The sequence below is a fragment of the Pseudomonas sp. PvP089 genome (assembly GCF_017875165.1).
GTDB classification, from domain to species: Bacteria; Pseudomonadota; Gammaproteobacteria; order Pseudomonadales; family Pseudomonadaceae; genus Aquipseudomonas; species Aquipseudomonas fortuita.
The window spans coordinates 2,110,447-2,135,102 of record NZ_JAGGME010000001.1 but is presented as its reverse complement, the minus strand read 5'-3'; the positions used below and the strand labels follow the sequence as shown (position 1 = coordinate 2,135,102).

The 24,656-nt window shown below is 62.1% G+C and carries 20 protein-coding genes; 11 read left to right on the top strand and 9 right to left on the bottom strand.

What is annotated here, in order from left to right; genetic code table 11:
• Positions 1 to 6: 6 nt before the first annotated feature.
• From J3A71_RS09690 to J3A71_RS09680, 3 genes are all read right to left on the bottom strand, one after another.
• Positions 7 to 828, bottom strand: a complete 822-nt coding sequence (locus J3A71_RS09690) for a transporter substrate-binding domain-containing protein (RefSeq protein WP_023048067.1) — start codon at positions 826 to 828, stop codon at positions 7 to 9.
• A gap of 75 nt (positions 829 to 903) precedes the next feature.
• Entirely contained in the window at positions 904 to 1,833 is a 930-nt protein-coding gene (locus J3A71_RS09685; RefSeq protein ID WP_096426565.1) for an FAD-binding protein, read from the bottom strand.
• Positions 1,834 to 2,583, bottom strand: coding sequence for an electron transfer flavoprotein subunit beta/FixA family protein (locus J3A71_RS09680; RefSeq protein ID WP_016488290.1), 750 nt, complete (start codon positions 2,581 to 2,583; stop codon positions 1,834 to 1,836).
• 533 nt (positions 2,584 to 3,116) lie between these two features.
• On the opposite strand from J3A71_RS09680, the gene J3A71_RS09675 reads away from it, so the two are divergent.
• Positions 3,117 to 4,799: an electron transfer flavoprotein-ubiquinone oxidoreductase gene (locus J3A71_RS09675; protein WP_096426566.1), complete on the top strand. Its 1,683-nt coding sequence runs from the start codon at positions 3,117 to 3,119 to the stop codon at positions 4,797 to 4,799.
• A gap of 70 nt (positions 4,800 to 4,869) precedes the next feature.
• Here the strand turns inward: J3A71_RS09675 and J3A71_RS09670 are convergent, their stop codons facing one another.
• From J3A71_RS09670 to J3A71_RS09655, 4 genes are all read right to left on the bottom strand, one after another.
• Positions 4,870 to 5,271, bottom strand: a complete 402-nt coding sequence (locus J3A71_RS09670; protein ID WP_060519865.1) for a type II TA system antitoxin MqsA family protein — start codon at positions 5,269 to 5,271, stop codon at positions 4,870 to 4,872.
• 2 nt (positions 5,272 to 5,273) lie between these two features.
• Complete coding sequence (locus J3A71_RS09665; protein ID WP_060519866.1) at positions 5,274 to 5,570, bottom strand: type II toxin-antitoxin system MqsR family toxin; 297 nt, start codon at positions 5,568 to 5,570, stop codon at positions 5,274 to 5,276.
• Between the two features lie 94 nt (positions 5,571 to 5,664).
• Positions 5,665 to 6,990, bottom strand: coding sequence for an MFS transporter (locus tag J3A71_RS09660; protein ID WP_060519867.1), 1,326 nt, complete (start codon positions 6,988 to 6,990; stop codon positions 5,665 to 5,667).
• Between the two features lie 72 nt (positions 6,991 to 7,062).
• Positions 7,063 to 7,542, bottom strand: a complete 480-nt coding sequence (locus J3A71_RS09655) for a hypothetical protein (protein ID WP_023048065.1) — start codon at positions 7,540 to 7,542, stop codon at positions 7,063 to 7,065.
• Positions 7,543 to 7,841: 299 nt separating this feature from the next.
• On the opposite strand from J3A71_RS09655, the gene azu reads away from it, so the two are divergent.
• A complete protein-coding gene (azu, locus tag J3A71_RS09650) occupies positions 7,842 to 8,303 on the top strand; it encodes an azurin (RefSeq protein ID WP_023048064.1) in 462 nt (153 codons plus the stop codon).
• Positions 8,304 to 8,340: 37 nt separating this feature from the next.
• On the opposite strand, the gene J3A71_RS09645 is transcribed toward azu, so the two are convergent.
• On the bottom strand, positions 8,341 to 8,841 hold the full coding sequence (locus J3A71_RS09645; protein ID WP_016488297.1) for a sigma-70 family RNA polymerase sigma factor: 501 nt from the start codon (positions 8,839 to 8,841) through the stop codon (positions 8,341 to 8,343).
• 230 nt (positions 8,842 to 9,071) lie between these two features.
• On the opposite strand from J3A71_RS09645, the gene J3A71_RS09640 reads away from it, so the two are divergent.
• From J3A71_RS09640 to J3A71_RS09630, 3 genes are read left to right on the top strand one after another with little or no spacing between them, the layout of a single operon-like run.
• On the top strand, positions 9,072 to 10,253 hold the full coding sequence (locus tag J3A71_RS09640; protein ID WP_031312009.1) for an efflux RND transporter periplasmic adaptor subunit: 1,182 nt from the start codon (positions 9,072 to 9,074) through the stop codon (positions 10,251 to 10,253).
• Between the two features lies 1 nt (position 10,254).
• The gene (locus tag J3A71_RS09635) at positions 10,255 to 12,222 is read left to right on the top strand and encodes a MacB family efflux pump subunit (RefSeq protein ID WP_016488299.1); all 1,968 of its coding nucleotides are present in this window, start codon (positions 10,255 to 10,257) and stop codon (positions 12,220 to 12,222) included.
• The gene (locus tag J3A71_RS09630) at positions 12,219 to 13,637 is read left to right on the top strand and encodes an efflux transporter outer membrane subunit (protein WP_096426567.1); all 1,419 of its coding nucleotides are present in this window, start codon (positions 12,219 to 12,221) and stop codon (positions 13,635 to 13,637) included. The genes J3A71_RS09635 and J3A71_RS09630 overlap by 4 nt, the downstream gene beginning before the upstream one ends.
• Positions 13,638 to 13,709: 72 nt before the next feature.
• Here the strand turns inward: J3A71_RS09630 and J3A71_RS09625 are convergent, their stop codons facing one another.
• Entirely contained in the window at positions 13,710 to 15,320 is a 1,611-nt protein-coding gene (locus J3A71_RS09625) for a hypothetical protein (RefSeq protein ID WP_016488301.1), read from the bottom strand.
• Between the two features lie 146 nt (positions 15,321 to 15,466).
• Between J3A71_RS09625 and J3A71_RS09620 the strand changes: the two genes are divergently transcribed.
• The 6 genes from J3A71_RS09620 (at position 15,467) to J3A71_RS09595 (ending at position 24,618) form a co-directional block, all read left to right on the top strand.
• On the top strand, positions 15,467 to 16,843 hold the full coding sequence (locus tag J3A71_RS09620) for a dipeptidase (RefSeq protein ID WP_172901752.1): 1,377 nt from the start codon (positions 15,467 to 15,469) through the stop codon (positions 16,841 to 16,843).
• The gene (locus J3A71_RS09615; protein WP_016488303.1) at positions 16,840 to 17,715 is read left to right on the top strand and encodes a formylglycine-generating enzyme family protein; all 876 of its coding nucleotides are present in this window, start codon (positions 16,840 to 16,842) and stop codon (positions 17,713 to 17,715) included. Before J3A71_RS09620 ends, J3A71_RS09615 begins: the two co-directional genes overlap by 4 nt.
• Before the next feature lie 21 nt (positions 17,716 to 17,736).
• On the top strand, positions 17,737 to 18,831 hold the full coding sequence (locus J3A71_RS09610) for an aminotransferase class I/II-fold pyridoxal phosphate-dependent enzyme (RefSeq protein WP_060519872.1): 1,095 nt from the start codon (positions 17,737 to 17,739) through the stop codon (positions 18,829 to 18,831).
• A gap of 245 nt (positions 18,832 to 19,076) precedes the next feature.
• Complete coding sequence (locus J3A71_RS09605; protein ID WP_096426568.1) at positions 19,077 to 20,405, top strand: SidA/IucD/PvdA family monooxygenase; 1,329 nt, start codon at positions 19,077 to 19,079, stop codon at positions 20,403 to 20,405.
• Between the two features lie 18 nt (positions 20,406 to 20,423).
• A complete protein-coding gene (locus J3A71_RS09600) occupies positions 20,424 to 22,073 on the top strand; it encodes a cyclic peptide export ABC transporter (RefSeq protein WP_016488306.1) in 1,650 nt (549 codons plus the stop codon).
• 118 nt (positions 22,074 to 22,191) lie between these two features.
• Positions 22,192 to 24,618, top strand: a complete 2,427-nt coding sequence (locus tag J3A71_RS09595; protein ID WP_031312217.1) for a TonB-dependent receptor — start codon at positions 22,192 to 22,194, stop codon at positions 24,616 to 24,618.
• Positions 24,619 to 24,656: the final 38 nt, after the last annotated feature.

Genomic DNA, 24,656 nt, shown 5'->3' with positions numbered 1-24,656 from the left:
ATCTTCCTAGTGTTTGGGGGCGTCCGCCGGCACCTGCAATTGCGCTTTCCAGCGCTCGACATTTCGTTGCAGGACGGCCTCGGACGCACCGGAGATCGGCAATTCTGTCAGTTTTTTTGCCAATTGCCCACGCAACCAGCTGTCATTGCATGCCGAGTTGTGGGAAAGGGCCAAATACAGACCTGGCCGGTCCACCGGCAGGCCGCGGGCGATCAGGTCATTGTTCATGCCCAGGCTCTGGGCCATGGCCATGCCCGAATAGCGGCCGGCGAGCACATAATCCACTTGGCCAAGCACCAGCTTCTGGAATGCCTGGGTCAGGTTCTGCGCCGGCACCAGCTTCAGCTGGGCCTTGGCAAACGCGGTAAAGGCCGGGGTCAGGCGCGCGCGTTCGGACAAGCTGCCCTGGTATTTGGCCAGGTCCGCCGGGCCATCGAACGTCAACTCGGCGTCATGGCGTGTCCACACCAGGTATTCGTTGAGCTGAAGGGGTGGGTGGATGTAGTCCAGCGCGGTGAGCTGTTCGACCTGCATGGGTGTATCGAGCAGCAGGTCCATACGCCCGCTGCGCACCTCTTCCAGGGCCTGGTCGCGACGGCCGGCATTCAGCACCTCCACCTTCACGCCCAGCTCGCCAGCCACCTGGCGCAACAGGTCCACGTTGGCACCGATCAAATGTTTCGGGTCTTTCGGGTCCTGCCAAGAGTAGGGCGGCGCATCGGGGCTGCCGGTTGCCACCAGGCGCTCACACTTGCCTGCTGCCATGGCCAGCGGCGACGCCAACGCCGCCATGCATACCAGCGCCCTGCCCGTTCCGCGCAACGTCATCCCTCACTCCTCAACCCATAAAAAAACCCGACCCTCAATGCGAGGGCCGGGTTCTTTATAAGTGAAGCAGGCGGATCAGACCAGCTTTTCCAGCTCCGGAACCGCTTCGAACAAGTCAGCGACCAAGCCGTAATCGGCCACCTGGAAGATCGGCGCTTCTTCGTCCTTGTTGATCGCAACGATCACTTTGGAGTCTTTCATGCCGGCCAGGTGCTGGATCGCGCCGGAGATACCGACGGCGATGTACAGCTGTGGCGCAACGATCTTGCCGGTCTGGCCGACCTGCATGTCGTTCGGCACGAAGCCTGCGTCGACCGCAGCGCGCGAAGCACCAACGGCAGCGCCCAGCTTGTCGGCCAGGCTGTACAAGTGTTTGAAGTTGTCACCGTTGCCCATGCCGCGGCCGCCGGAAACGACGATCTTGGCAGCGGTCAGTTCCGGGCGGTCGGACTTGGCCAGCTCTTCACCGACAAAGGCCGAGATACCGGCGTTGTGCGCGGCACTCACCGCTTCAACAGCGGCCGAGCCACCTTCGGCGGCGACTGGGTCGAAGCCGGTGGTACGCACGGTGATGACCTTGACCGAAGCGCTCGATTGCACGGTGGCAATGGCGTTACCGGCATAGATCGGGCGCTTGAAGGTGTCGGCGGACTCGACCGAGATGATCTCGGAGATCTGGTCCACATCCAGCAGTGCGGCAACGCGTGGCAGGATGTTCTTGCCGTTGGTGGTGGCCGGGGCCAGCACGTGGCTGTAACCGTTGGCCAACTCGACGATCAGCGGCGCCACGTTCTCCGGCAGGACGTGTGCGTAAGCTGCGTTGTCGGCAACCAGCACTTTCGCCACACCCGCGATCTTGGCAGCAGACTCGGCAATGCCACCGACGTTCTGGCCAGCGACCAGCACGTGCACATCACCACCGATCTTGGCAGCTGCGGCAACAGTGTTCAGGGTAGACGGTGCGACTGCACCGTTCTCGTATTCAGCGACAACCAGGATAGTCATTTAGATTACCTTCGCTTCGTTCTTCAGCTTCTCGACCAGTTCGGCCACCGACTTGACCTTGATACCCGCGCTGCGGGCAGCCGGCGCTTCGACTTTCAGGGTCTTGTTGGTGGAGGCGAGCGAAACGCCCAGATCGCCAGGGTTGACGGTCTCCAGCGGTTTCTTCTTGGCCTTCATGATGTTCGGCAGCGACGCATAGCGTGGCTCGTTCAAGCGCAGGTCGGTGGTGACGATGGCTGGCAGGTTCAGCGATACGGTCTGCAGGCCGCCATCGATTTCACGGGTGACGTTCAGCTTGTCGCCAGCGACTTCGACCTTGGAGGCGAAGGTGCCCTGGGCGTAGCCGGTCAGCGCAGCCAGCATCTGGCCAGTCTGGTTGTTGTCGCTGTCGATGGCCTGCTTGCCAAGGATGACCAGCTGCGGCTGCTCTTTGTCGACAACGGCTTTCAGCGCCTTGGCCACGGCCAGCGAATTCAGCTCATCGGCGGCTTCGACCAGGATGGCACGGTCGGCACCCAGGGCCAGCGCAGTACGCAGCTGCTCCTGGGCGGTGGTCGGGCCGACGGAAACGACGACGATCTCGGTCGCAACGCCTTTTTCCTTCAGGCGTACGGCCTCTTCCACGGCGATTTCGCAGAAGGGGTTCATGGACATCTTGACGTTAGCAAGGTCGACGCCGGAGTTGTCCGCCTTGACGCGAACCTTGACGTTGTAGTCGACCACTCGTTTGACAGCTACAAGAACCTTCATGGATTCCTCGTTACTCTCCGGTGAATAGATAGTCGCCTGGGGCTGAGCCCGGCGATGCGCGTGGGTACAAGGGCACCTCTAAAAACGTACCGGAGCGAGCAAACTTCACAGTGACCGAACAGTCTTGTCCGGACTCCTGAGACAAATACTCACGGGTCATTTTCTGTCGTGGCGTGTAAACTCCACTACAAACCGGCCAAAGGCCGCAAAACCCTGCTCCACACCTGGTCTTTAGAGGTGTACCTGCGCCCGGCTGCAAGCCTACGGCGAACGTAAAACCGCTCGTATCTTGACCGTAACACCCCATCCGGTCAATACGGCAAATCGGTCACCCTCCAGCCGCGTTCCTGTGATTTTACTGGCCTGCGGCAAATTCAAACAAACGTTTGTATTGGACCTGCCAAGTGGTGTAGATATAATGCGCGGCCAAGACAAAACGGTGTAGTCCGTCATTTGCGCAGCTACAGTTCCGCTCCCGTGATGAGCCACTGCGCGCAAGCACCCAATAAGACAAAGCAACAGCACGAGCCTTGATGAGTAGGAGAGAACCAGTGGAACGCGAATACATGGAATTCGACGTGGTCATCGTCGGCGCCGGCCCGGCAGGCCTGTCCGCCGCCTGCCGCCTGAAGCAGAAGGCCGCCGAAGCCGGTAGCGAAATCAGCGTCTGCGTGGTGGAAAAAGGCTCTGAAGTCGGCGCCCACATCCTCTCTGGCGCGGTGTTCGAACCCCGCGCCCTGAACGAACTGTTCCCGGACTGGAAAGTACTCGGCGCACCGCTCAATACCGAAGTGAAGCGCGACGACATCTATGTGCTCAAGGATGCCGGCAGCGCCACCAAGGTGCCTGACCTGTTCGTGCCCAAAACCATGCACAACCATGGCAACTACATCATCTCGCTGGGCAACCTGTGCCGCTGGCTGGCCCAGCAGGCCGAGAACCTGGGCGTGGAAATCTACCCGGGCTTCGCCGCCCAGGAAGCGCTGTTCGACGACAACGGCGTAGTCCGCGGCATCGTCACCGGCGACCTGGGTGTCGACCGCGAAGGCAACCCGAAGGACGGCCTGTACACCCCGGGCATGGAACTGCGCGCCAAGTACACCCTGTTTGCCGAAGGCTGCCGCGGCCATATCGGCAAGCAGCTGATCAAGCGCTTCAACCTCGACAGCGAGTCCGACGTCCAGCACTACGGCATCGGCCTGAAGGAAATCTGGGAGATCGACCCGGCCAAACACGAGCAGGGCCTGGTGGTTCACACCGCCGGCTGGCCGCTGGATGTGGTCGCCAAGGACAACACCGGTGGATCGTTCCTCTATCACCTGGAAAACAACCAGGTGGTGGTTGGCCTGATCGTCGACCTGTCCTACGCCAACCCGTACCTGTCGCCATTCGACGAATTTCAGCGCCTCAAGCACCACCCGGTGATCAGCCAGTACCTCGAAGGCGGCAAGCGCATCAGCTACGGTGCCCGTGCCCTGGCCAAGGGCGGTATCAACTCGCTGCCGAAAATGGTCTTCAAGGGCGGCGCACTGATCGGTTGCGACCTGGGCACCATGAACGTGGCCAAGATCAAGGGCAGCCACACCGCCATGAAGTCCGGCATGCTCGCCGCCGAAGCGGTGGCCGACGCCCTGATCGCCGGCAGCGAAGGCGGTGACCAGCTGAACAGCTACGTCAGCGCCTTCAAGGCCAGCTGGCTGCACGAAGAACTGTTCGCCAGCCGCAACTTCGGCCCTGCCATGCACAAGTTCGGCCCGCTGCTGGGCGCCGCGTTCAACTATGTGGACCAGAACTGGTTCGGCGGCAAGCTGCCGTTCACCCTGCACGATACCAAGCCGGACTACGCCTGCCTCAAGCTGGCCGCCGACTCGAAAAAGATCGACTACCCGAAACCGGACGGCAAGCTCAGCTTCGACAAGCTCAGCTCGGTATTCCTCTCCAGCACCAACCACGAAGAGGAACAGCCCTGCCACCTGAAGCTGACCGACCCGAGCATCCCGATCGCCAGCAACCTGCCGCTGTACGACGAGCCGGCCCAGCGCTACTGCCCGGCGGGCGTGTACGAAGTGGTCACCCAGGAAGACGGCAACAAGCGCTTCCAGATCAACGCGCAGAACTGCGTGCACTGCAAGACCTGCGACATCAAGGACCCGGCCCAGAACATCACCTGGGTTACCCCTGAAGGCGCTGGCGGGCCGAACTACCCGAACATGTAAGGCCCTGCCCTTGCCGTAACAAAAAGCCCCCGGTTCTCATGAGCCGGGGGCTTTTTGTTACGTGCCAAAATCAGGCAGTACGCACTTCCTCGAAGAGTTCTGGATGGCGATCCAGCAGCTTGAGCAGTTTCACCAACGCCACGGGTGGTGTGGTCTTGCCGTTTTCATAACGGGAGAACGCGTTGACGCCACCCCCGAAAATTTCCCCCGCTTCACGCTGGTCGAGGTCGAACTTACGGCGGATTGAAGCAATGAAGGAAGGATCCACAACAGTTGCGTTGACTTGACGCTCGAATGCCGTCATCAGGTTACTGACACGCATGGCTTCATCGTGGCTAAGTACACATTCACCACAGGCGCAACAGTAATCGCCACTTACGTCAGGGATGACGGTCGCCTCTCCTTTATAGCTATAGGGCATCCCCTGAACATCAGGTGCAAGCTCCGCACCGCCGCATACTGGACATCTCATGGTTACAACTCCTTGAAAGACACGATGAGCACGTCGTCTACCACGGACACTTTCAGATAAACGTACCCAAATGCTGTAAGCGGACGATAGACGTCCTGCCAAACGCGGTGATCCATATGGCTGGTCATGCTCTTGTAGAAATCAGTACGCTCCAAACAGGAGATCACTTCAAGCATGCCCGGATAATCCATTCCCAGGGCTCTGGCGCCTCTCAGTGCAGCGCCTGTAGGGCTGATGCGCCTGGCAGCAGCCAAGACTTTTACCCTTTCCAACGGACAGTGAGGCGTTCTCTTTTCCATGAGAAATTAACCTTCCAGGTTAAATTTGGCCAATAGGTTATTCCAATAACCCCCGCCCGGAAGGATGACTCAAGGCCCCACGCGCGTTACCCGATCATTTGTCACCACACATGATCGCCATCGGCTCTGCCGCAAACGCCAATGGCTCACGGCGCCCGAAATACAGGGCCGTCAGCAACCCAACCATACCCATGATCAGACAAAACCCGACACACACCCACGGGCTCCACGGCATCAGCGCGATCAGCGCCAGCGGCGTGGTACTGGCCCACAGTGCGTAGGCCACGTTGTAGGTGAAGGAAATGCCCGACACCCGGATCTCGGCCGGGAACAGCCCGACCATCACCGACGGCACCACCCCCACCACACCGCAACTCAAACCCGCCAACGCGTAGGCCAGCCAGGTCATGCCCCACTGCCCATTCAGGCTGGCGTACAACGTGCCAATGCCCAGCGGCAGCAGCACGCTGTAGAGCATCAGCGCGCGCCAGGCGCCCACGCGGTCAACCAGCAAGCCGGCCAGCACGCAGCCGATATTGAGGAAGACAATCCCCACGCTGCTGAGGGCAAAGGTGTGCCCGGCGCTCATGCCGAAGCGCTGCTGCATCACCGTTGGGGTGATTACCACCAGCACCACCACGGCAGAAGTCAGCACACAGGTCAGCAACGCCGCCGGGATCAGCGCCCGGCGGTGTTCGCCCAGTACCCTTCGCAGCGGGAACTTCACCGGTTGCTCCTGGCGCGCGCGCAGGGCCAGGAACACCGGCGTTTCGCTGAGCCAGCGGCGCAGCCACACGCCAATCACACCAAACACCCCACCGAGCAGGAACGGGTAGCGCCAGGCGTAGTCGAGGATCTCCTGCGGTGTGAATACTTGCGCCAGCAAGGTCGCGGTCAGCGCCCCCAGCAGGTAGCCGAAGGTCAGCCCGGCCTGCAGGAAGCCCAAGGCGTAACCGCGCCGCCCGATGGGCGCATGTTCGGCGACGAAGGTCCAGGCACTCGGCACTTCGCCCCCCACCGCCGCGCCCTGCAGGATGCGCAAGGCCAGCAGGATCAGCGGCGCGGCATAACCGATGTCGGCATAGGTCGGCATTACCCCGATCAACAGGCATGGCAAGGCCATCATCAGAATACTCAGGCTGAAGACCCGCTTGCGCCCCAGGTGGTCCGCGAAGTGCGCCATCAGGATGCCGCCCAGCGGCCGCGCCAGGTACCCGGTGACGAAGATGCCGAAGCTTTGCAGCAGGCGCAGCCACTCCGGCATTTCGGGCGGGAAGAACAACTGGCTGAGGGTAAGCGCAAAGAACACGAAAATGATGAAGTCGTAGATTTCCAGCGCGCCGCCCAACGCAGCCAGGCCCAAGGTCCGGTGATCGCCGCGGCTGAACCGGGGCGGGCGAGCGGTATCGATGGCAGTCATGGCAGGGTCCGCAAATCGGCAAAGGGCAAGAGGATAACAAATAGCGGCCCCGTTGCCCTGCCCGCTGCGCCGCTAGCGGTTGAACACCGTGTGCGCGAAGTTGGCCCGCGGCCGTGGCCGCACCGTAGCAGCCGGCATGCCACTCGGCAGCGGCAATTTGCCGACCAGCAGTGGCGCGTCGATGATCGCCATGAACGACTCCAGCGCCTCGTTATCTGGCACGTGCGGCAGGCTCAGGCTGACCGCCTGGCGTTCGGTCGCCGGTACTGAAGGCACCCTCAATTGACTGGAGTGGTAAAGCAGGGCGTGCTGGATTTGCGTGCTGACCCGGCAGAAGCGCTCAAGGTCAACCCCTGCATGGTTTGCCAGCTCGATATTGCCCAGCAACAGATGAAAGGGCTGCAAGGCGCAATGCACCAGGCGCTGCAGCTCCTCGAAGCTCTCCACGGGGGCTATCCGGTAATAGCCCAGGCCATTGAGCAACCGTTCCAGCTGCAGCCGCTGGCATGGGTGGGCGTCGGCGATGAGGATGCGCAGGGTCTTGTTTGCCATGGTGGGACCTGGGCAGTTGGGTAATGGGTACGCTCCATGACCGTACTGCGCCAGTAACGGCTACTGCCAAGGTCACGCCTGGCAGCGGTCTTCTTTGATAGAAGTCGGTAAACCCGCATAAATCAAGTGATTGACTGACGGAATTTGCATTTGCCTTTAACCCGGCAAGCAGGATTACCACCCGTGCTCCCCCCGGCAAAGCGAGCGGCTAGCGCCCGCCCTAAACCCTGACGTCCGGGCTTCGTATAAAAAAGGCGCATGCCCCAAGGCATTGCCTCTTACATTTTCGGAGTACCCAGATGTTTCGCCCTGCCCTCGCCTTTTTCGCCCTGAGCCTTTCCAGCGTCGCATGGTCCGCCGAGCCCTGCTCCGTGGACATTCGCAGTACCGACCAGATGACCTACGACCTGAAGACGATCACCGTGCCGCAGTCCTGCCAACGCTTCACGGTGAACCTGCAGCACACCGGCACGATGCCCAGGAACATCATGGGCCACAACTGGGTGCTAGCCAAAAAGGAAGACATAAAAGGCGTGACCACCGATGGCGCTGCAGCCGGTGAAGCCGATGACTATATCCAGCCGGGCGACCAGCGCGTGCTCGCCCATACCCGGTTAATCGGTGGCGGCGAAAAGGATTCGGTCACCTTCGACACCCGCGTGCTGCAGGCCGGCCAGGCGTACGCGTTCTTCTGCTCCTACCCTTTCCATTCGACCATGATGAAGGGCGCCCTGACATTCGGTGCACCGTCAGGCAACTGATGCGAACGCAACCCGCGCCGCGCAGCCGCGCGTGCGCTCAGGCCTCGGCCCACTCGCGCATGCGCAGGCGGCAATGTTTCATGGCGTTGACGATGTGTTTTTCCACCGTGGCCCTGGACAAACCCAGCCGCGTGGCGATCTCGCCATGCGACAGGCCTTCGAGCTTGCGGAGCAAAAAGCACTGCCGGCAGGTTTCGCTCAATTCGGCCACCGCACGTTGCAGCAACGCCAGGCGCTCTTCCTGCCGACAGACACCGTGCACGGGCGCGACAAAGAACCGCTCGTCGGTCTCCAGTACTTCCAAAGGCTCGGCGCGGCGGACCTTGCTGCGCCGATGGCCATCGGTGACCAGGTTCAGGGCCGTGCGATAAAGGAAAGCGCGCGGATGGGAGATCTGCGTGTCGTCACACCGCTCGAGTATCCGCAGATAGGCCTCCTGAGCGATATCCTCGGCAGCATGGCGGCTGCCGAGACGCGAACGAAGGTACCCGACCAGTTCACGATAGTATTGCTCGAGCAGTACACCCGAAGACGGCATCGAAGCGCTTTCCCTGTTTTCCGATGATGATATGACTGCAGTGCAGGCCAAGTAATGGCATTGCCGGCGCTTAAACTATAATAATTCTCATCAAGTTTAAAGACGCTGTTACATTTCCCCCGCCCGCAACGGGCGCTTCCCGCTAAATCCGTCCTTGGCGCTTTCGTTTAATCGGCAGCCTCCCTAGCTGCTCCTTGGTGACAGCGGCCCTCTCATGGTCGGAATACTGCATGATCCCTCAACGCCTTACTCGTCGCGCCGTCACACTCGTGCTTTGCCTGATCCCGCTGGCCGCACTCGCAGCCTGGCAATTGTTGCCCGGCGAAGCCGATAAGCGGCCTTTCGTCAGCGTCAGCCGTGGCAACATCGAAGCCAGCGTCACCGCTCTGGGCACCTTGCAACCCCGCCAGTACGTCGATGTCGGCGCGCAGGCCTCCGGCCAGATCCGTACCTTGCATGTCGAGGTAGGGGACACCGTCAAGCAAGGGCAGTTGCTGGTGGAAATCGACCCCGCAACGCAACAGGCCCGGCTGGATGCCGAGCGCTATGCCATCGAAACCCTGAAAGCGCAGGTCAAGGAGCAACGCGCCGAGCATGTCCTGGCCGAGCAGCAGTTGCGGCGTCAGCAGCGGATGGCCAACGACGGCGCCACGCGCGAGGAAGATGTGCAAACCGCCCAGGCGAAAGTGCTGACAACCCAGGCGCGGATTGACATGTACCAGGCACAGATTCTCCAGGCACAGGCCACGTTACGCAGCGCAGAAGCCGAGCTTGGCTATACGCGCATCTATGCCCCGATTGGCGGCACGGTGGTGGCGGTCGATGCACGCGAGGGGCAGACCTTGAACGCACAGCAGCGCACCCCGCTGATCCTGCGGATCGCCAAACTGTCGCCGATGACGGTTTGGGCCGAAGTCTCGGAAGCCGATATCGGCCAGGTCAAGACCGGCATGCAGGCCTACTTCACCACCTTGGGCAGTGGCGGCAGGCGCTGGACCGGCACCGTCAGGCAAATTTTGCCAATCCCGCCCAAGCCGCTGGATCAGCTCAGTCAAGGCGGGGGCAGCCCGGTTGCCGCCAGCGGTACAAGTGCCAACGGGACCGGGCGCGTGGTGCTCTACACCGTGCTGCTGGACGTCGACAACGATGACAATGCGCTGATGGCCGACATGACCGCACAGGTGTTCTTCGTCGCCGGAGCCGCCAAGGACGTATTGACCGTGCCCATCGCCGCACTGCAGGGACGCGGCCAGCGCGAGGGGCTGCAGACTGCCCACGTGCTGACCGGCAAGGGCGAAGTCCAGACGCGCCAGGTACGCACCGGGCTCAGCGACCGCCTGCGCGTGCAGGTACTCGAGGGCCTTGATGAAGGTGACAAGTTGCTGATCGGCCCTGTCGGCAGCGAGGGTTGACATGAACACTCCGCTGATAGAACTGGTCGGCATCCGTAAATCCTACGGTGGCGGTGACAGCCCTCAGGTCGATGTGTTGCGCGGCATTGACCTGAAGATCCATGCCGGAGAATTCATCGCCATCGTCGGCACCTCGGGTTCCGGCAAGTCGACCCTGATGAACATCCTGGGTTGCCTCGATCGCCCGAGCGCCGGAAGCTATCGCTTCGCCGGCCAGGATGTTGCCGGGCTGAACAATGACGAGCTGGCCTGGTTGCGCCGCGAGGCGTTCGGGTTCGTGTTTCAGGGCTACCACCTGATCCCCTCCGCCTCGGCGCAAGAGAACGTGGAGATGCCGGCAATCTACGCCGGGACCACCGCTGCCACGCGCGCCGAAAGGGCCCGGGCCCTGCTGCAACGCCTGGGCCTGGGTGAGCGCACCGGCAATCGCCCGCGCCAGCTTTCAGGTGGCCAGCAACAACGGGTATCCATCGCCCGGGCATTGATGAACGGCGGCCACATCATCCTCGCGGACGAGCCCACCGGTGCGCTGGACAGCCACAGTGGCACCGAGGTCATGCGCCTGCTGGATGAGCTGGCCGAGCAGGGCCATGTGGTGATTCTGATCACCCATGACCGCGATGTGGCCGCTCGTGCGCAGCGCATCATAGAGATCCGCGACGGCGAAGTGATCAGCGACAGTGGCGCCGGTCAGGCGCCGCCACAGGATCGCCAGGGCGCACTGCAGGCAGATGATCTGGCCCATCGCCTGGCCCGGGCCGACACCCAGCGCAGCCCTTGGCTGGGCGAAACCCGCGACGCGCTGCAGGCCGCCTGGCGGGTCATGTGGAGCAACCGTACACGCACCGCGCTGACCCTGCTGGGGATCATCATCGGCGTCGCGTCAGTGGTCGTGATGCTGGCGGTGGGCGAAGGCAGCAAGCGCCAGGTCATGGCCCAGATGGGCGCGTTCGGCTCGAACATCATGTTCATGAACGGCGCCTCTCCCGCTCCGCGCGCCCCACCCGGCGACGTTCGCCTCAGCGACGTACAGGCGCTGGCCGAGCTGCCCCAGGTGAAATCCATCATGCCGGCCATGACGCTGGAAGCGCAGGTGCGCTTCGGCAACCGCGATCTCGAATCGACCATAGGCGGCTATACGCCGGTGTTCCCGACCCTGATGAGCTGGCCCGTCAGCGAGGGCAGTTTCTTTACCGACAACGACCTGGCTACGGCTGCCGCCGTGGCCGTGATCGGCTCTGAAGTGCGCAGAAAGCTGTTCGTGGACGGCCAAGACCCGATCGGCCAATACATCCTCATCGAGAACGTGCCTTTCCAGGTGATCGGCGTGCTGGCCAGCAAAGGCTCCAGCGGCGCCAATCAGCGAAACGACCTGCGCATCGCAGTGCCGTACTCAGCGACTGCCATACGGCTGTCCGGCACACAGCACCCGGAATACGTGATCATCGGCGCCGCCGACAGCACCCAGGTGCATGAAGCCGAACGGGCGATACGCCAGTTGATGCTGAGACTGCACAATGGCATCGAAGATTTTGAGATCGACAACAGCGCGGCGATGATCCAGGCCGAAGCCGCGACGCGCAACGGGTTGTCCCTGATGCTGGGGGCCATTGCCGCCATTTCGCTGCTGGTGGGCGGAATCGGCGTGATGAACGTGATGCTCATGACCGTGCGCGAACGCACCCGCGAGATCGGTATACGGATCGCCACCGGTGCCCGGCAGCGCGACATCCTGCGCCAGTTTCTGACCGAGGCCGTTGTGCTTTCGCTCACCGGTGGCCTTATCGGCGTGTGCCTGGCACTGCTGATCGGTGTGGTACTCAGCCTGGCCCAGGTGGCCGTGGCGTTTTCCGCCCTGGCGATGGTGGGTGCTTTCGCCTGCTCGGTAGCCACCGGCGTCATCTTCGGCTTCATGCCCGCGCGCAAGGCTGCCGCCCTCGACCCTGTCGCCGCTCTGACCAGTGAATGACCATGACCAGAACCCCGCTTTTTCTGCTGCCGCTGCTGACCCTGCTTGGCGCTTGCAGCCACCCACCCGCCCCCTTGGACAGCGGTATTGTTGCGCCCGCCAGCTGGCAAGGTCCGACTGGGGTCACGGCTGCCTCGGCGCAGTGGTGGACAACCTTCAACAGCGCTCAATTGAGCCAGCTCATCGAGCAGGCGCGCCACGGCAGCCATGACCTGCGCGCCGCCATGGCCAGGGTCAGGCAGGCTCGGGCCGACATTCGCATTGCCGGTGGCCCTCTGCTGCCGAGCCTGGACGCCAGCGCCGACGCCTATCAGCAGCGCCTGCTGCGAGGCCAAGGGTACAGCGAACAGGACACCTCGAGCAGCAAACGGACTTACCGCTACTTCGACACGGCCCTGACGGCCAGCTACGAGCTGGACTTCTGGGGCGCAAATGCCGCTGCACGGGACAGTGCCCGGCTTGGCCTGCAAGCCACTGCATTTGACCGTGACACCCTCGAGCTGAGCCTGACGAGCAGTGTTGCCGACACCTATCTGCGAGCCCTCGCCGCTCGCGAGCAGGCCCACATCGCCACGCTCAACCTGGAAAACGCCGACAAGATCCTCAATGTGGTGCGCACGCGGTTCCAGGCTGGCTCGTCAACTGCCCTGGAGCTGGCCCAACAAGAGAGCCTGGTGGCCAATCAGCAACGACAGTTGCCGCTCTACCAGCAAGAAGCCCGCGATGCGCAGATCACCCTGGCAACCCTGCTCGGTGTGCCGGTGCAGGCACTTGAGCTTGCCGATCAGCCTTTCGATCAACTGCGCGGCCCGAGCATTGCCGCCGGCATTCCCAGCCAGCTGTTGACCCGTCGCCCGGACATTGCCAGCGCAGAGGCGCGCCTGGCAGCGGCTCAGGCGGATGTCAGCGTTGCACGGGCAGCCCTGTTCCCCACGGTAAGCCTGACGGCCAGCCTGGCCACCGGCGACAGAAAGGCCATCGACCTGCTGCACAACCCGGCGTTCAACCTCGGTGCCGGTCTGACGGCCCCCATTTTCAACAATGGCGCCTTGCGCGCTGCGCGTGATCGCGCCATCGCTCGCCAGGACGAGTTGCTCGATGCGTATCGCAGCGTACTGATAACCAGCTTCGGCGAAGTCGAGAAGGCACTGAACAGCGTGGACGGCCTGGACCGCCAGACTCGCTGGCAGAATGAGGCGCTTAGCCAGGCACAGCGCGCGTTCGACCTGGCCGAAAACCGCTATCGGGCCGGGGCCGAAGACCTGCTCAGCGTGCTGGAGGCGCAACGCAGCCTGTTTGCAGCACAGGCCGAGCGGGTACGCCTGCGTGAGGCGCGGCTGCAGGCCAGTGTTGCGCTTTACAAGGCATTGGGCGGGGGGTGGACAGGCACGGATGCGCTGATGACGGTGAGGTAGTTTGTCACGCTGTCTTCAGTGCCTGTGAGCCCGCGCTCACAGGCACTGAAGATCCGATGCCGGGCACCCGCGCTACAACCCGTCACGCCGCGGGCCAGGTGCAAGATGGCGAGCATACCAGGGCCGCTGTGGCACCCTGCCAGACAGGCGATCGGCGTCTTCTTCCGGGCTGAAAATGACCTGCAAGGCCAGCTTCATGGTCTCGATGTCCAGTTTCCCGGTGCCGCCTCCATTGCCCAGCCCCCAGGCACCGCAACCGTCACGGGTGGGCCCTAGCCAAGGCTCGGCCACACGCACCCAGCGCCCCGGCGCAAACCACGGAACACCCTCGATCATTCGCGGCTTCACTTCCCCCGGGTGCGCCTGCTGGTGGGCCAGGTACCAGTCGTTCAGACGGTCGTCGATCCAGCCATGAAACGCCCAGAACACCGGGTTCACGTGGGATGAAAACGGATCGCCAAGGAAGTCGTTCTCGGCGCGAAACCAACGTTCGGAAAAATCATAGTTGCGACGCCCGTAGGGCATCGGGTAATCCGAGTTCGGATCGCGCCCCAGGGATGCCCAGCGCATGTGCAACCAATCGTGGACCCCCAACTCGATACGCGACCCCAACTCTCCCAGGCACAAGGTGCTGAGATATTCCGGGTCATGCAGCTGGGCTTCCCACAGCTGGAAGTTGGCGTGCAGGCCCTGAGTGCTCTTCACGTAGTACAGCCACTGGCTGAAGGCATCATCGCCGGCCGCCTGCCAATTGGGCGGGACGCTGTAGCCGTCGCGGTTGTCGAGGTAATCGAAAAACGCCTGGGCGCCATGCCCGATCGAAGGACGTGCCGCGGGCAGGCTGGCCCAGGAACGCAGGTCCTGGACCTTACGTACCCCGTGCAGCATATGCCGATGCATAAACAGAAAATCCTCGCCGGAGCCGTTGCGATGGCGATCATGCCCGCGGGCGTTGCGCTCCTTGCCCAACGGGCCGACCTGCCAGCCCAGCGCACGCACCATCTGCCGTCGGGAATCATCGATGCGGTGCCAACGATCGCGGCTGGCATGCCACAGCTGATGATAGTAGCGGCGCTGCGGCGAAATCAGGTCCTCGTGCAGGGCCGCCACAAATGGCAGCCGCTCACGCGCCAGCACAAACGGTCGACGGACCGCGACAAAACCCGCTTGCACACCGGAATGCCCCGCCTGCGTCCCTGCCAGACGCACTTGCCCACTCAGGGTGGCGCTGCCTCCGCCCTCGCTCCAGTCGCCCCATATCTCATCCAGCACGGCGTCGCAGTCATAGGCTTCGCCAGAGCCGGCAATTATCTTCAGGCGCACCGCTGGCAATCGGTCGGCAGCCAGCGGCCCGTAAACCTGCAAACCCCGGTCGCCATACGGCGCGGTACCCAGGTAGCCACGCAAGGCACGGGCACCCTGCCCGACGTCGAGCAACAGCTGCTGCGGCCCGGCCAGCACAGCCAGCGCCGGGTGATTGCCTGTCAGGCGCCAGTCCCAGATCCCGACCAGGCGTTCCCCCAGCAGCGCATTGGGCAGGTCGTCGACCGGCACCGCAGGTTCGTCACTGCTCAGCTCCGCTTCCTGGGCCCGCTGCCACTCCTGCTGTGCGTAATAGCCGGCAGGCAGAGCTACACCGGCAGCCACCAGGCCTGCCAGGATCTTTCGACGTGACACTTTCATCCACTGTACTCATGACGTGACTACTGCTGCAAAAACGAATGGTTGAGGAAGCGATTTAGAGGGTTGCTAAATTCTCTTTGCCCCGGCTCGTTTCACCCAGCAAGTTCGAACGGCATGGGGCCGTCGTGCAGGCGATCGAGTACGCAATGAAGAAACCGGCTTTGTTTTCGCGCAGATGGCCATGGGCATTGGCACTTCTGCTCCTGCTCCTGATGGCCGCAGGCGCCTGGTGGTACTGGGTTTACCTTGCCAAGCACCCCTACAGCCGGGAAATCGAACAGCGAGCCAACGCCCTGCAGGCGCGCATCCCGGCCCTGGATGCGCACCTCGATGTGCCGCTGAGCTATGGCACCGATGGCGAGGAAGCAAACCGCGATGGCCCGACACAGTTCGATCTGGTGAAAGCCGCCAAAGGCCGCCTGAGCGGCGCTTCGATCGCGATCTGGTCATGGCCGGAATTCTGGAGTGGGCCCAACTGGCCACACCGCCCCACCCCAGGCTTCGAGGCCGCAATGGCCAACGAACTGGAAGTGCGCTACCGGATCATCACCAGCATCGCCAAGGATTTCCCTGCACAGGCCGGCATCGCCTACACCCCCGCTGACTTCCGCCGACTGGTCAGTGAAGGCAAGTTCGCCATCATCATCAGCATGCTCAATGCCGCGCCGTTGGGCGACGACATTGACAAACTGGACCACTGGGCCGCACGCGGCATGCGGGTATTCGGACCAGGCTACGTCGGTAACAACAGCTGGGTAGACTCGGCACGGCCCCTGCCTTTCCTGGGCGATTCGGTCGACCCGCTGGGCGGGCTTTCCGCGATTGGTCGGCGCGCCATCACCCGGCTCAACGACCTCGGCGTGGTCATCGACGTGTCGCAGATGTCCAGCCAGGCGCTGACCCAGGTCACCCAGCTTAGCCGAGCGCCGGTCATGGCCTCGCACACCGGCGTACAAGGCCTGATGGACATTCGCCGCAACCTCAGCGATGCCGACCTGGCACACATCAAGGCCACCGATGGGCTGGTCAATATCGTGGCCTACTCCCACTACCTCAAGCCGTTCTCGCGCCCGACCATCGAGAAGATGAACGCTTTGCGTGCCAGGCATGGCTTGCCCGACGTACAAAACCAGACCCAGATGGGCACCACCACCGACCCGGTGTTCTCGATCTGGTCAGAGAAGAAGTTCGGTGAATACCTCACACCGTTCTACGAAATCCTCGGCGCCGAGCCAGAGGCCACCCTGGCCGACTATGTCGACTCGATCGATTACGCGGTGAAGAAGATCGGTATCGACCATGTAGGCATCAGTTCCGATTTCAACGACGGCGGCGGTGTGGTCGGCTGGGAAAATGTCAGCCAGAGCCGCAATGTCACCGCCGAACTGATGCAGCGTGGCTATTCCGATGAAGACATCGCCAAGCTCTGGGGGGCCAACTTCCTGCGTGTTTGGGAAGCCGCCCAGAAAGCTGCCATGCCCACCCCACCTCCCATTGCCCACTACCCGCAAGGAACCCCATGAAACGGCTGACCTCACTGATTGCCCTCGGTTGTCTCTCGCTGTCGCTCGATGCCCTCGCTGGCGCCCCGAGTGCACCGGGCAAGGTCTTCAAGGACTGCAAGGATTGCCCGGAAATGGTCGTGCTGCCCGCCGGCAGCTATGTGATGGGCACCCCCGATGACGAACTGGGCAAACAGGACGATGAAGGTCCGCTGCATACCGTAACATTCGCCAAGGCCTTCGCCATGAGTCGCTTCCACGTGACGGCCAGCCAATGGCAAGCCTATGCCAGGGACACCCACACCGTGCTGCCCGACGGCGACGATCGCCCGGGCCGTCTGTGCAAGAACGGCAAGCCCAGTTACCCGCAAGGGCCTACCCAGCCAGCGGTCTGCATGACCTGGGAGGAAGCGCGCGGCTATATTGGCTGGCTGGCGAAGAAAACCGGCAAGCCTTACCGCATGGTCAGCGAGGCCGAACGCGAATACGCAGGTCGCGCTGGCTCCACCGGTCCTTTCCCGTTCCCCTTCGATGAGGAAGGCGAGTATCAGATCAGCAAGCATGCCAACACCTACGGGCCACGCGATGGCTTCACCTACACGGCGCCGGTCGGCAGCTTCCCGGCCAATGCGTTCGGCATGTATGACATGCATGGCAATATCTACGAGTGGGTCGAAGACTGCTGGCACACCGATTATGTCGGTGCGCCCACCGATGGCAGCGCCTGGACCACAGGTGGCACCTGCACGCACCGGCAGATCCGCGGCAACGACTACCTGGAACCGCCCATCTTCTCCCGCTCGGGCAACCGCAACGAGCGCGAACCCGAAGTGCGCGGTGACTGGCTGGGCTTTCGGGTAGCCCGCGACCTCAAGGACGGCGAGCACAACTGACAACCTACAGGGAGAGTGACCATGTCCGCTTTGAGCAGACGCCGTTTCGTAGCGGCAGCCACCTTGACCGGCCTCGTACCCGCCATGCCCGCCTGGGCGGCGGGCGCAGCGGGCGATCCGACGGTGGACGATGACATCATCCGCCTGGACTACAACGAGAGCCCTTACGGCCCCTGCCCCTCGGCGCTCCAGGCAATGAGCCTGGGGATACGCCAGAGCGGGCATTACTTTCCGGAGCATGAATATCGCCTGATTGAGCTGTTCGCGCGGCAGCACAACGTGCCCGAAGACCATGTGGCAGTCTTCTGCGGCTCCCGCTCACCGTTGCAATATGCCCTGGCTCGCCACGCCGACAAGCGGGCCGTGGTCACCGCCGCGCCGACCTATGACTCCGTGGCCAATGGCGCCAGAGCCGTCGGCGCGACCGTGCATGAAGTGCCGCTCGATGCCCGCCACGCCCATGACGTGCGCGGCATGCTTGCCGCCAACCCCCAGCCCGGGGTGTTGTACCTGTGCAATCCGAACAACCCCACCGGCACGCTGACGCCACGCGCCGACATCGAGCACCTGGTCAGCCACAAGCCGGCAGGCAGCCTGGCCATCATCGATGAGGCGTACATCCACTTTTGCGACGCCCCTTCCTGCCTGGATCTGGCGGTCAGCCATGACGATGTCCTGGTGTTGAGGACATTCTCCAAGCTCTATGGCATGGCCGGTGCCCGCCTGGGGCTGGCGATCGGCAAACCGGCGTTGCTGCACGACCTGCAACGCCTGAACGGCTACAACTTCGTGCCGCTTGCCGCCGCCATGGGCGGTATCGCCAGCCTGCAACAAGGCGACCTGGTCAGCGAACGCAAACGCATCAATCGCCACATTCTTCTGACCACTACCGACGCCCTGCAAAAGGCCGGTTACCGCTGCACCGACGCACACGCCAACTGTTTCATGGTGGCCCTTGGCCGACCTGCCAAACCCGTGATCGAAGCACTTGCACAACGCCGGGTCCGGGTTGGACGGGTATTCGAGGCGTGGCCGCAGTGGATGCGCGTCAGTGTCGGCACGGCGGAGCAGATGCAAGCCTTTCTGAAGGCGTTCTTCGACGTCATGCAACGCTAGGCTGCGCTGCGCCTACCCGCATCTACCCTGAGCCACGAACCCCGGCGGGCGCCTGGCGCAGCATGCCTGCGGGGTTTTCGTGCGCCAGCGCGCAACGTATGCCCCTCCTCGGATCACAACTTCTGCGTCTCTGCGAACACCTGCGTGGGGTGCATGCCCGGCTGGTCGTGACCGGCTAAATCCAGCCTCTGCGGCTTCGTTTAACACCTACTCACCGCTCACCAGCAACAGCAGGAGTCAACGACATGAGCGCCTCAACTCTCCACGACCTGATCGGCGTAGGCTTCGGCCCGTCCAACCTGGCCCTGGCCATCGCCCTGCAGGAGCTTTCCCAGAGCAATGGCAAGCCCATTGACGCCTTGTTCATGGACAAGCAGGAGCACTATCGCTGGCATGGGGATACCTTGTCCTCGCAGAGCGAACTGCAGATCTCGTTCCTCAAGGACCTGGTTTCGCTGCGCAACCCCACCAGCCCCTACAGCTTCGTCAACTACCTCAAGCAGCAGGGCCGCCTGGTCGACTTCGTCAACCTCGGCACCTTTTACCCGTGCCGGCTGGAGTACAACCACTATCTGGGCTGGGTCGCCGAGCAGTTCGCCGAGCAGGCACTGTATGGCGAAGAAGTGTTGCGCATCGAGCCCGAGCTCGATAATGGGGTCATTCATCACCTCCGGCTGATCTCGCGCAATGCACAAGGCATGCAGCGCACCCGTCGCACGCGTTCGGTGGTGATCAGCACCGGTGGCTCACCGAAGATTCCAGCCATGTTCGCCCCGCTACGCAACAATGCCCGGGTTTTTCATCATTCCCGCTACCTCACCGGCATGCAGCACCTGGCCTGCAGCGAAGGCAAGCCGATGCGTATCGCGATCATCGGTTCCGGGCAGAGTGCCGCCGAAGCGTTCATCGACCTCAACGACAGCTTTCCTTCGGTGCGGGCTGAAATGATCCTGCGCAGCTCAGCCCTCAAGCCCGCCGACGACTCGCCTTTCGTCAACGAAATTTTCGCCCCTGCGTACACCGACCTGGTTTTCCAGCAAGCACCGCAAGACCGCGAAAAGTTGATCGGCGAATACCATAACACCAACTACTCGGTCGTCGACCTGGGGCTGATCGAGCGCATTTATGCCGTGCTGTACCGGCAGAAGATCACCTGTCAGCCCCGCCACGCGGTGCTCTGCCGTCAACACCTGGAAGCGGCAGTCGATGTCGAAGGGGGCATCGAACTGACCCTGCGCGACCTCGCCACCGGGCAACAGCAGACCCACCGCTACGATGCCGTGATACTGGCCACCGGCTACGAGCGCAACAGCCATCAGCACCTGCTCGAACCGCTTCTGCCTTACCTGCATGGCCTGGAAGTGGACCGTACCTATCGCGCCCTGGCCACCCCGCAGCTCCAGGCGCCAGTCTTCCTGCAAGGCTTCTGCGAGGCCACCCACGGCTTGAGCGACACCTTGCTTTCAGTGCTGCCGATGCGCAGCGAAGAGATCGGAAAAGCGCTCTATGGCGCCCTGAACCTTTCCAGCAGCGCACACCAGGCGCAAACCAAACCCCTTGCCAGCGTCGGCTGATCAACTCAGGAGCCCATCATGTCCCAGTCCTCCCGCGGCGCCGTGCAGGATCTCTTCGCCCTGCTCAAGCCGTTCAAATATACCGTCGCGCTGTCCGTCATCCTGGGCATGGTCGGCGGCCTCAGCATCACCTTCCTGCTGGCCACCATCAACCGCGCCCTGCACGACGACAGCGGCCTGACCCAAGGCGTTGTCTGGGGTTTCGCCGGGCTTTGCCTGGTGGCCCTGGCCAGCTCGGTGTTTTCCGACATCGGTAGCAACCGGGTGGGCCAGAACATCATCGCCGCCTTGCGCAAGGAACTGGGCGAGAAGGTTCTGTCTGCCCCCATCGAACAGATCGAGCGCTATCGCAGCCATCGACTGATCCCCGTGCTGACGCACGACGTGGACACCATCAGCGATTTCGCTTTCGCTTTCGCGCCATTGGCGATCGCCCTGACCGTTACCTTGGGCTGCCTTGGCTATCTGGCATTGCTTTCCTGGCCGATGTTCCTGCTGATGCTGGCAGCGATCGCACTCGGTACCGTCGTGCAGTACATCGCCCGATCCAAGGGCATTCGAGGGTTTGTTGCGGCACGGGACGCCGAAGATGAACTGCAACGGCATTACAATGCGATTGCCGCCGGTGCCAAGGAGCTGCGCATCCACCGCGCGCGCCGCCAACGCATGTTCAGCCGCAATATCCAAGGCACAGCTGACCAGATACGCGATATCCAGATCCGCTCCATCAATACCTTCGTCATCGCCAAGACCTTCGGCTCGATGCTGTTCTTCGTGGTTATCGGCCTGGCCCTTGCCCTGCAATCCTTGTGGCCTAGCGGCGACAAGGCAGTAATGAGCGGCTTCGTGCTGGTACTGCTGTACATGAAAGGCCCGCTGGAATATCTGGTAGGCACGTTGCCCATCGTCAGCCGGGCTCAGATCGCCTTCCGCCGGATTGCCGAGTTGTCCGAACAGTTCTCCTCCCCCGAGCCGCACCTGCTGCTCGAAGACAAGGCCAGCCAGCTGCCCGTCTTGCGTACTCTCGAGTTGCATGACGTGCGTTTTGCCTTCCCTCCGGTCGACGGCAATGCGCCGTTTACCCTTGGGCCGGTGAACCTGCAGGTCAGCCAGGGCGATATCGTGTTCATCGTCGGTGAAAACGGCTGTGGCAAGACCACCCTGATCAAGCTGCTGCTAGGTCTGTATCCGCCGCAAAAAGGCGAGATACGCATCAACGACCAACCCATCACCGCGCTCAATCGCGACGATTACCGCCAGCTCTTCACCACTGTCTTTTCTGATTACTACCTGTTCGACGACCCCTTCCTGGGCGCGCAGCAGGTGCCGGAGAGCGCCGAGGTCTATCTCAAGCGGCTGGAAATTGCACACAAGGTCAGCATCCGCGACGGCAGTTTCACCACCACCGACCTCTCGACCGGGCAACGCAAGCGGCTGGCACTGATCAACGCCTGGCTCGAGGAGCGCCCGGTGCTGGTGTTCGACGAATGGGCAGCGGACCAGGACCCGACATTCCGGCGCATCTTCTATACCGAGCTGCTCCCCGAACTGAAGCGCCTGGGCAAGACCATCATCGTCATCAGCCATGATGACCGCTATTTCGATGTCGCCGACCAACTGGTGCGCATGGAGGCCGGTAGGGTGCTGGTCGAAACGTGCGTCGCCTGATGCAACAAAAGCGAAACATTTGCATTCCGGTTTGTCACCCATCGTGCGTCATACCCGTAGTCGACATAAAAACAGATCTGCCCAGCCTGCCCACTCAACATCTACAACGAGCACCGAAATGCCCACCCACCTTCGATTGAATCACTTGACCAGGGCGCTTGGCCTTCGACGCGCTTTCAATGCACAACTGCCAGCGCTGGCCCTCACCCTGGCGCTGCCCCTGGCGGCCCAGGCGCAAGATCAGCAACTGACTTTGAATATCCCGGCACAGCCACTGAGCTCGGCGCTGCAGAAGTTTGCAGAACTGACCGACGTGCAGGTGCTGTACGAGCCCGGTGCCGTGCAGAACCTTCGCTCGGGTGCGTTAAGCGGTCGTCACAGCCTGGATCAATCGGTGCGTATCTTGCTCGGGGAGAGTGGGCTGCGCTATCAGCTGCGCGACAACACATTGACCTTGCAGGCGAGCAACGAGGGTGACAGCGCAATGCTCCTCGATGCCACGAGCATCCAGTCCGCTGCCTTGGGTGCAACTACCGAAAACACAGGCTCATACACCACGGGTGTGACCAGCACGGCCACCAGGCTGGGGCTGTCACCCCGGGAGACGCCCCAATCGGTCAGCGTCGTCACCCGCCAACAGATGGACGACCAGAACATGCAGTCCCTGGAAGACGTGGCCATGGCCGCGACAGGGATCAATACCGTCAAGGGTTTCGGCACCGAGCGCCCACTGTATTACTCGCGAGGGTTCCAGGTGGACGACCTGCAGGTCGATGGCCTGCCGACCAGCGTGACTGAAAGCTTCTCGATGGACGTCATGTCGGTCAATAACATGGCCATGTATGATCGGGTCGAGATCGTGCGCGGCGCCAATGGCCTGCTGCAGGGGGCGGGCAGCCCGTCGGCAGCCATCAACATGGTGCGCAAGCGGCCTACCCGGAGCTATCAGCTCAAGGCCGAGATCGGCGCAGGTTCATGGGATAACTACCGCACCCAGCTGGATGTCGGCGGTCCGTTGAATGCCGAAGGGACACTGCGCGGTCGAACGGTACTGATGTACAACAACCGCAATAGCTACCAGGATTACGCCGGCAAGGAAAACCAGCTGTTCTATGCCATCGGCGAAGCTGACCTGAGTGACTCGACCACCTTGACCCTCGGTGGCTCGCTGCAGCAGGACAACAACAATGGTTACGACTGGGGTGGCCTGCCAACACACCAGGACGGCAGTTTCTACGACTTCTCCCGCTCGACCTCCCTGGCCGGCAAATGGGCCTATCTGGACAAGCTGAACCGCAACGTCTTCGCCGATATCAAGCATTCGTTCAACGAAGACTGGAACCTGACCGTCGCGACCAACCTCATCTGGTCCAATGCGGACTTTTTGGCACAGGTCGGTTATCACACCGGCGAGACCGACTCGTCGATGCAGTACTACCCCAACAGCGCCAGATACGATGACGAGCAGGTCAACCTGGATGCAGCGCTGAATGGCGCGTTCAACCTGATGGGCCAGAAGCATGAAGTGGTCGTGGGCACAAGCATGCGCCGCGATCGCCTGCAGTACGTGACCGGCTCGCCGAGCTTCTACCCCAAGGTAGACGTCCTCGACTTCAATGCTTCGCAATTCCCCAAACCGGAAATAGTCGGCAACCTTACGCCAAGCCGCCACGTGCGCAAGGACAAAGGGATCTACGCGGCTACCCGTCTTAATCCTACCGACGACCTCCACGTAATCCTCGGCAGCCGCTTGAGCTGGGTCGATTACGATACCCAAGGGCCTTGGGAAACCGATCGCTTCAAGGAAGACCGCAAGGTCATTCCGTATGGGGGCATCGTTTATGACATCACCGATCAGACCTCGGTCTACGCCAGTTACACTGAAATCTACAAACTGCAAAGCAACTACAGTGTCGACAACAAGCTGCTGGCCCCCACCACGGGCAGCAACTACGAGATCGGCCTCAAGAACGAGCTGTTCGACGGCAGGCTCAACACCTCTCTGGCGCTGTTCCAGGTCGATCAGACTGGCCTGCCCCAGGTCGTGCCAGAAGCCGGTCGTGTGTGCGGACCGAACCGCGATGCACGTTGCTATACCGAAGGTGCCAAGGTGCGCAATCGCGGTTTCGATGCCGAAGTGTCAGGCGAGCTGATGCCTGGGTGGAATGCTTCGATGGGCTACACCTACAGCCATCCCAAGTACGTTGCCGGGGCCAACAAGGGCGACACCTACGGTACGGAAAACTCGCCCCAGCGACTGTTCAAGGCGGCTACCACCTACCAGCTGCCGGGTGCGCTGGACCAGTGGCGAGTGGGTACCAGCGTCTATCACCAGAGCAAGCTCTACCTGAACAACATCACCCAGAGCGCTTACAACCTGGTCGATCTCAATGCCAACTTTCGGGTCAACCAGAACGTTAGCGTGCAGTTGAACCTCAACAACGTGTTTGACGAGAAATACTACACTGCCATCTTCAGCGAAGACACCGGCAACTACTACGGCGCCCCACGCAATTTCGCGCTTACCCTGCGTTACGAAAACTGATCCCCCCCCTGCGCCAGCCACCGCCGAAGGTGGCTGGC

What these genes read in the sequence shown, in the direction of transcription:
- J3A71_RS09690 (WP_023048067.1), bottom strand. Translation starts at nt 828, where the DNA reads ATGACGTTGCGCGGAACGGGCAGGGCGCTGGTATGCATGGCGGCGTTG.
- J3A71_RS09685 (WP_096426565.1), bottom strand. Translation starts at nt 1,833, where the DNA reads ATGACTATCCTGGTTGTCGCTGAATACGAGAACGGTGCAGTCGCACCG.
- J3A71_RS09680 (WP_016488290.1), bottom strand. Translation starts at nt 2,583, where the DNA reads ATGAAGGTTCTTGTAGCTGTCAAACGAGTGGTCGACTACAACGTCAAG.
- J3A71_RS09675 (WP_096426566.1), top strand. Translation starts at nt 3,117, where the DNA reads ATGAGTAGGAGAGAACCAGTGGAACGCGAATACATGGAATTCGACGTG.
- J3A71_RS09670 (WP_060519865.1), bottom strand. Translation starts at nt 5,271, where the DNA reads ATGAGATGTCCAGTATGCGGCGGTGCGGAGCTTGCACCTGATGTTCAG.
- J3A71_RS09665 (WP_060519866.1), bottom strand. Translation starts at nt 5,570, where the DNA reads ATGGAAAAGAGAACGCCTCACTGTCCGTTGGAAAGGGTAAAAGTCTTG.
- J3A71_RS09660 (WP_060519867.1), bottom strand. Translation starts at nt 6,990, where the DNA reads ATGACTGCCATCGATACCGCTCGCCCGCCCCGGTTCAGCCGCGGCGAT.
- J3A71_RS09655 (WP_023048065.1), bottom strand. Translation starts at nt 7,542, where the DNA reads ATGGCAAACAAGACCCTGCGCATCCTCATCGCCGACGCCCACCCATGC.
- azu (WP_023048064.1), top strand. Translation starts at nt 7,842, where the DNA reads ATGTTTCGCCCTGCCCTCGCCTTTTTCGCCCTGAGCCTTTCCAGCGTC.
- J3A71_RS09645 (WP_016488297.1), bottom strand. Translation starts at nt 8,841, where the DNA reads ATGCCGTCTTCGGGTGTACTGCTCGAGCAATACTATCGTGAACTGGTC.
- J3A71_RS09640 (WP_031312009.1), top strand. Translation starts at nt 9,072, where the DNA reads ATGATCCCTCAACGCCTTACTCGTCGCGCCGTCACACTCGTGCTTTGC.
- J3A71_RS09635 (WP_016488299.1), top strand. Translation starts at nt 10,255, where the DNA reads ATGAACACTCCGCTGATAGAACTGGTCGGCATCCGTAAATCCTACGGT.
- J3A71_RS09630 (WP_096426567.1), top strand. Translation starts at nt 12,219, where the DNA reads ATGACCATGACCAGAACCCCGCTTTTTCTGCTGCCGCTGCTGACCCTG.
- J3A71_RS09625 (WP_016488301.1), bottom strand. Translation starts at nt 15,320, where the DNA reads ATGAAAGTGTCACGTCGAAAGATCCTGGCAGGCCTGGTGGCTGCCGGT.
- J3A71_RS09620 (WP_172901752.1), top strand. Translation starts at nt 15,467, where the DNA reads ATGAAGAAACCGGCTTTGTTTTCGCGCAGATGGCCATGGGCATTGGCA.
- J3A71_RS09615 (WP_016488303.1), top strand. Translation starts at nt 16,840, where the DNA reads ATGAAACGGCTGACCTCACTGATTGCCCTCGGTTGTCTCTCGCTGTCG.
- J3A71_RS09610 (WP_060519872.1), top strand. Translation starts at nt 17,737, where the DNA reads ATGTCCGCTTTGAGCAGACGCCGTTTCGTAGCGGCAGCCACCTTGACC.
- J3A71_RS09605 (WP_096426568.1), top strand. Translation starts at nt 19,077, where the DNA reads ATGAGCGCCTCAACTCTCCACGACCTGATCGGCGTAGGCTTCGGCCCG.
- J3A71_RS09600 (WP_016488306.1), top strand. Translation starts at nt 20,424, where the DNA reads ATGTCCCAGTCCTCCCGCGGCGCCGTGCAGGATCTCTTCGCCCTGCTC.
- J3A71_RS09595 (WP_031312217.1), top strand. Translation starts at nt 22,192, where the DNA reads ATGCCCACCCACCTTCGATTGAATCACTTGACCAGGGCGCTTGGCCTT.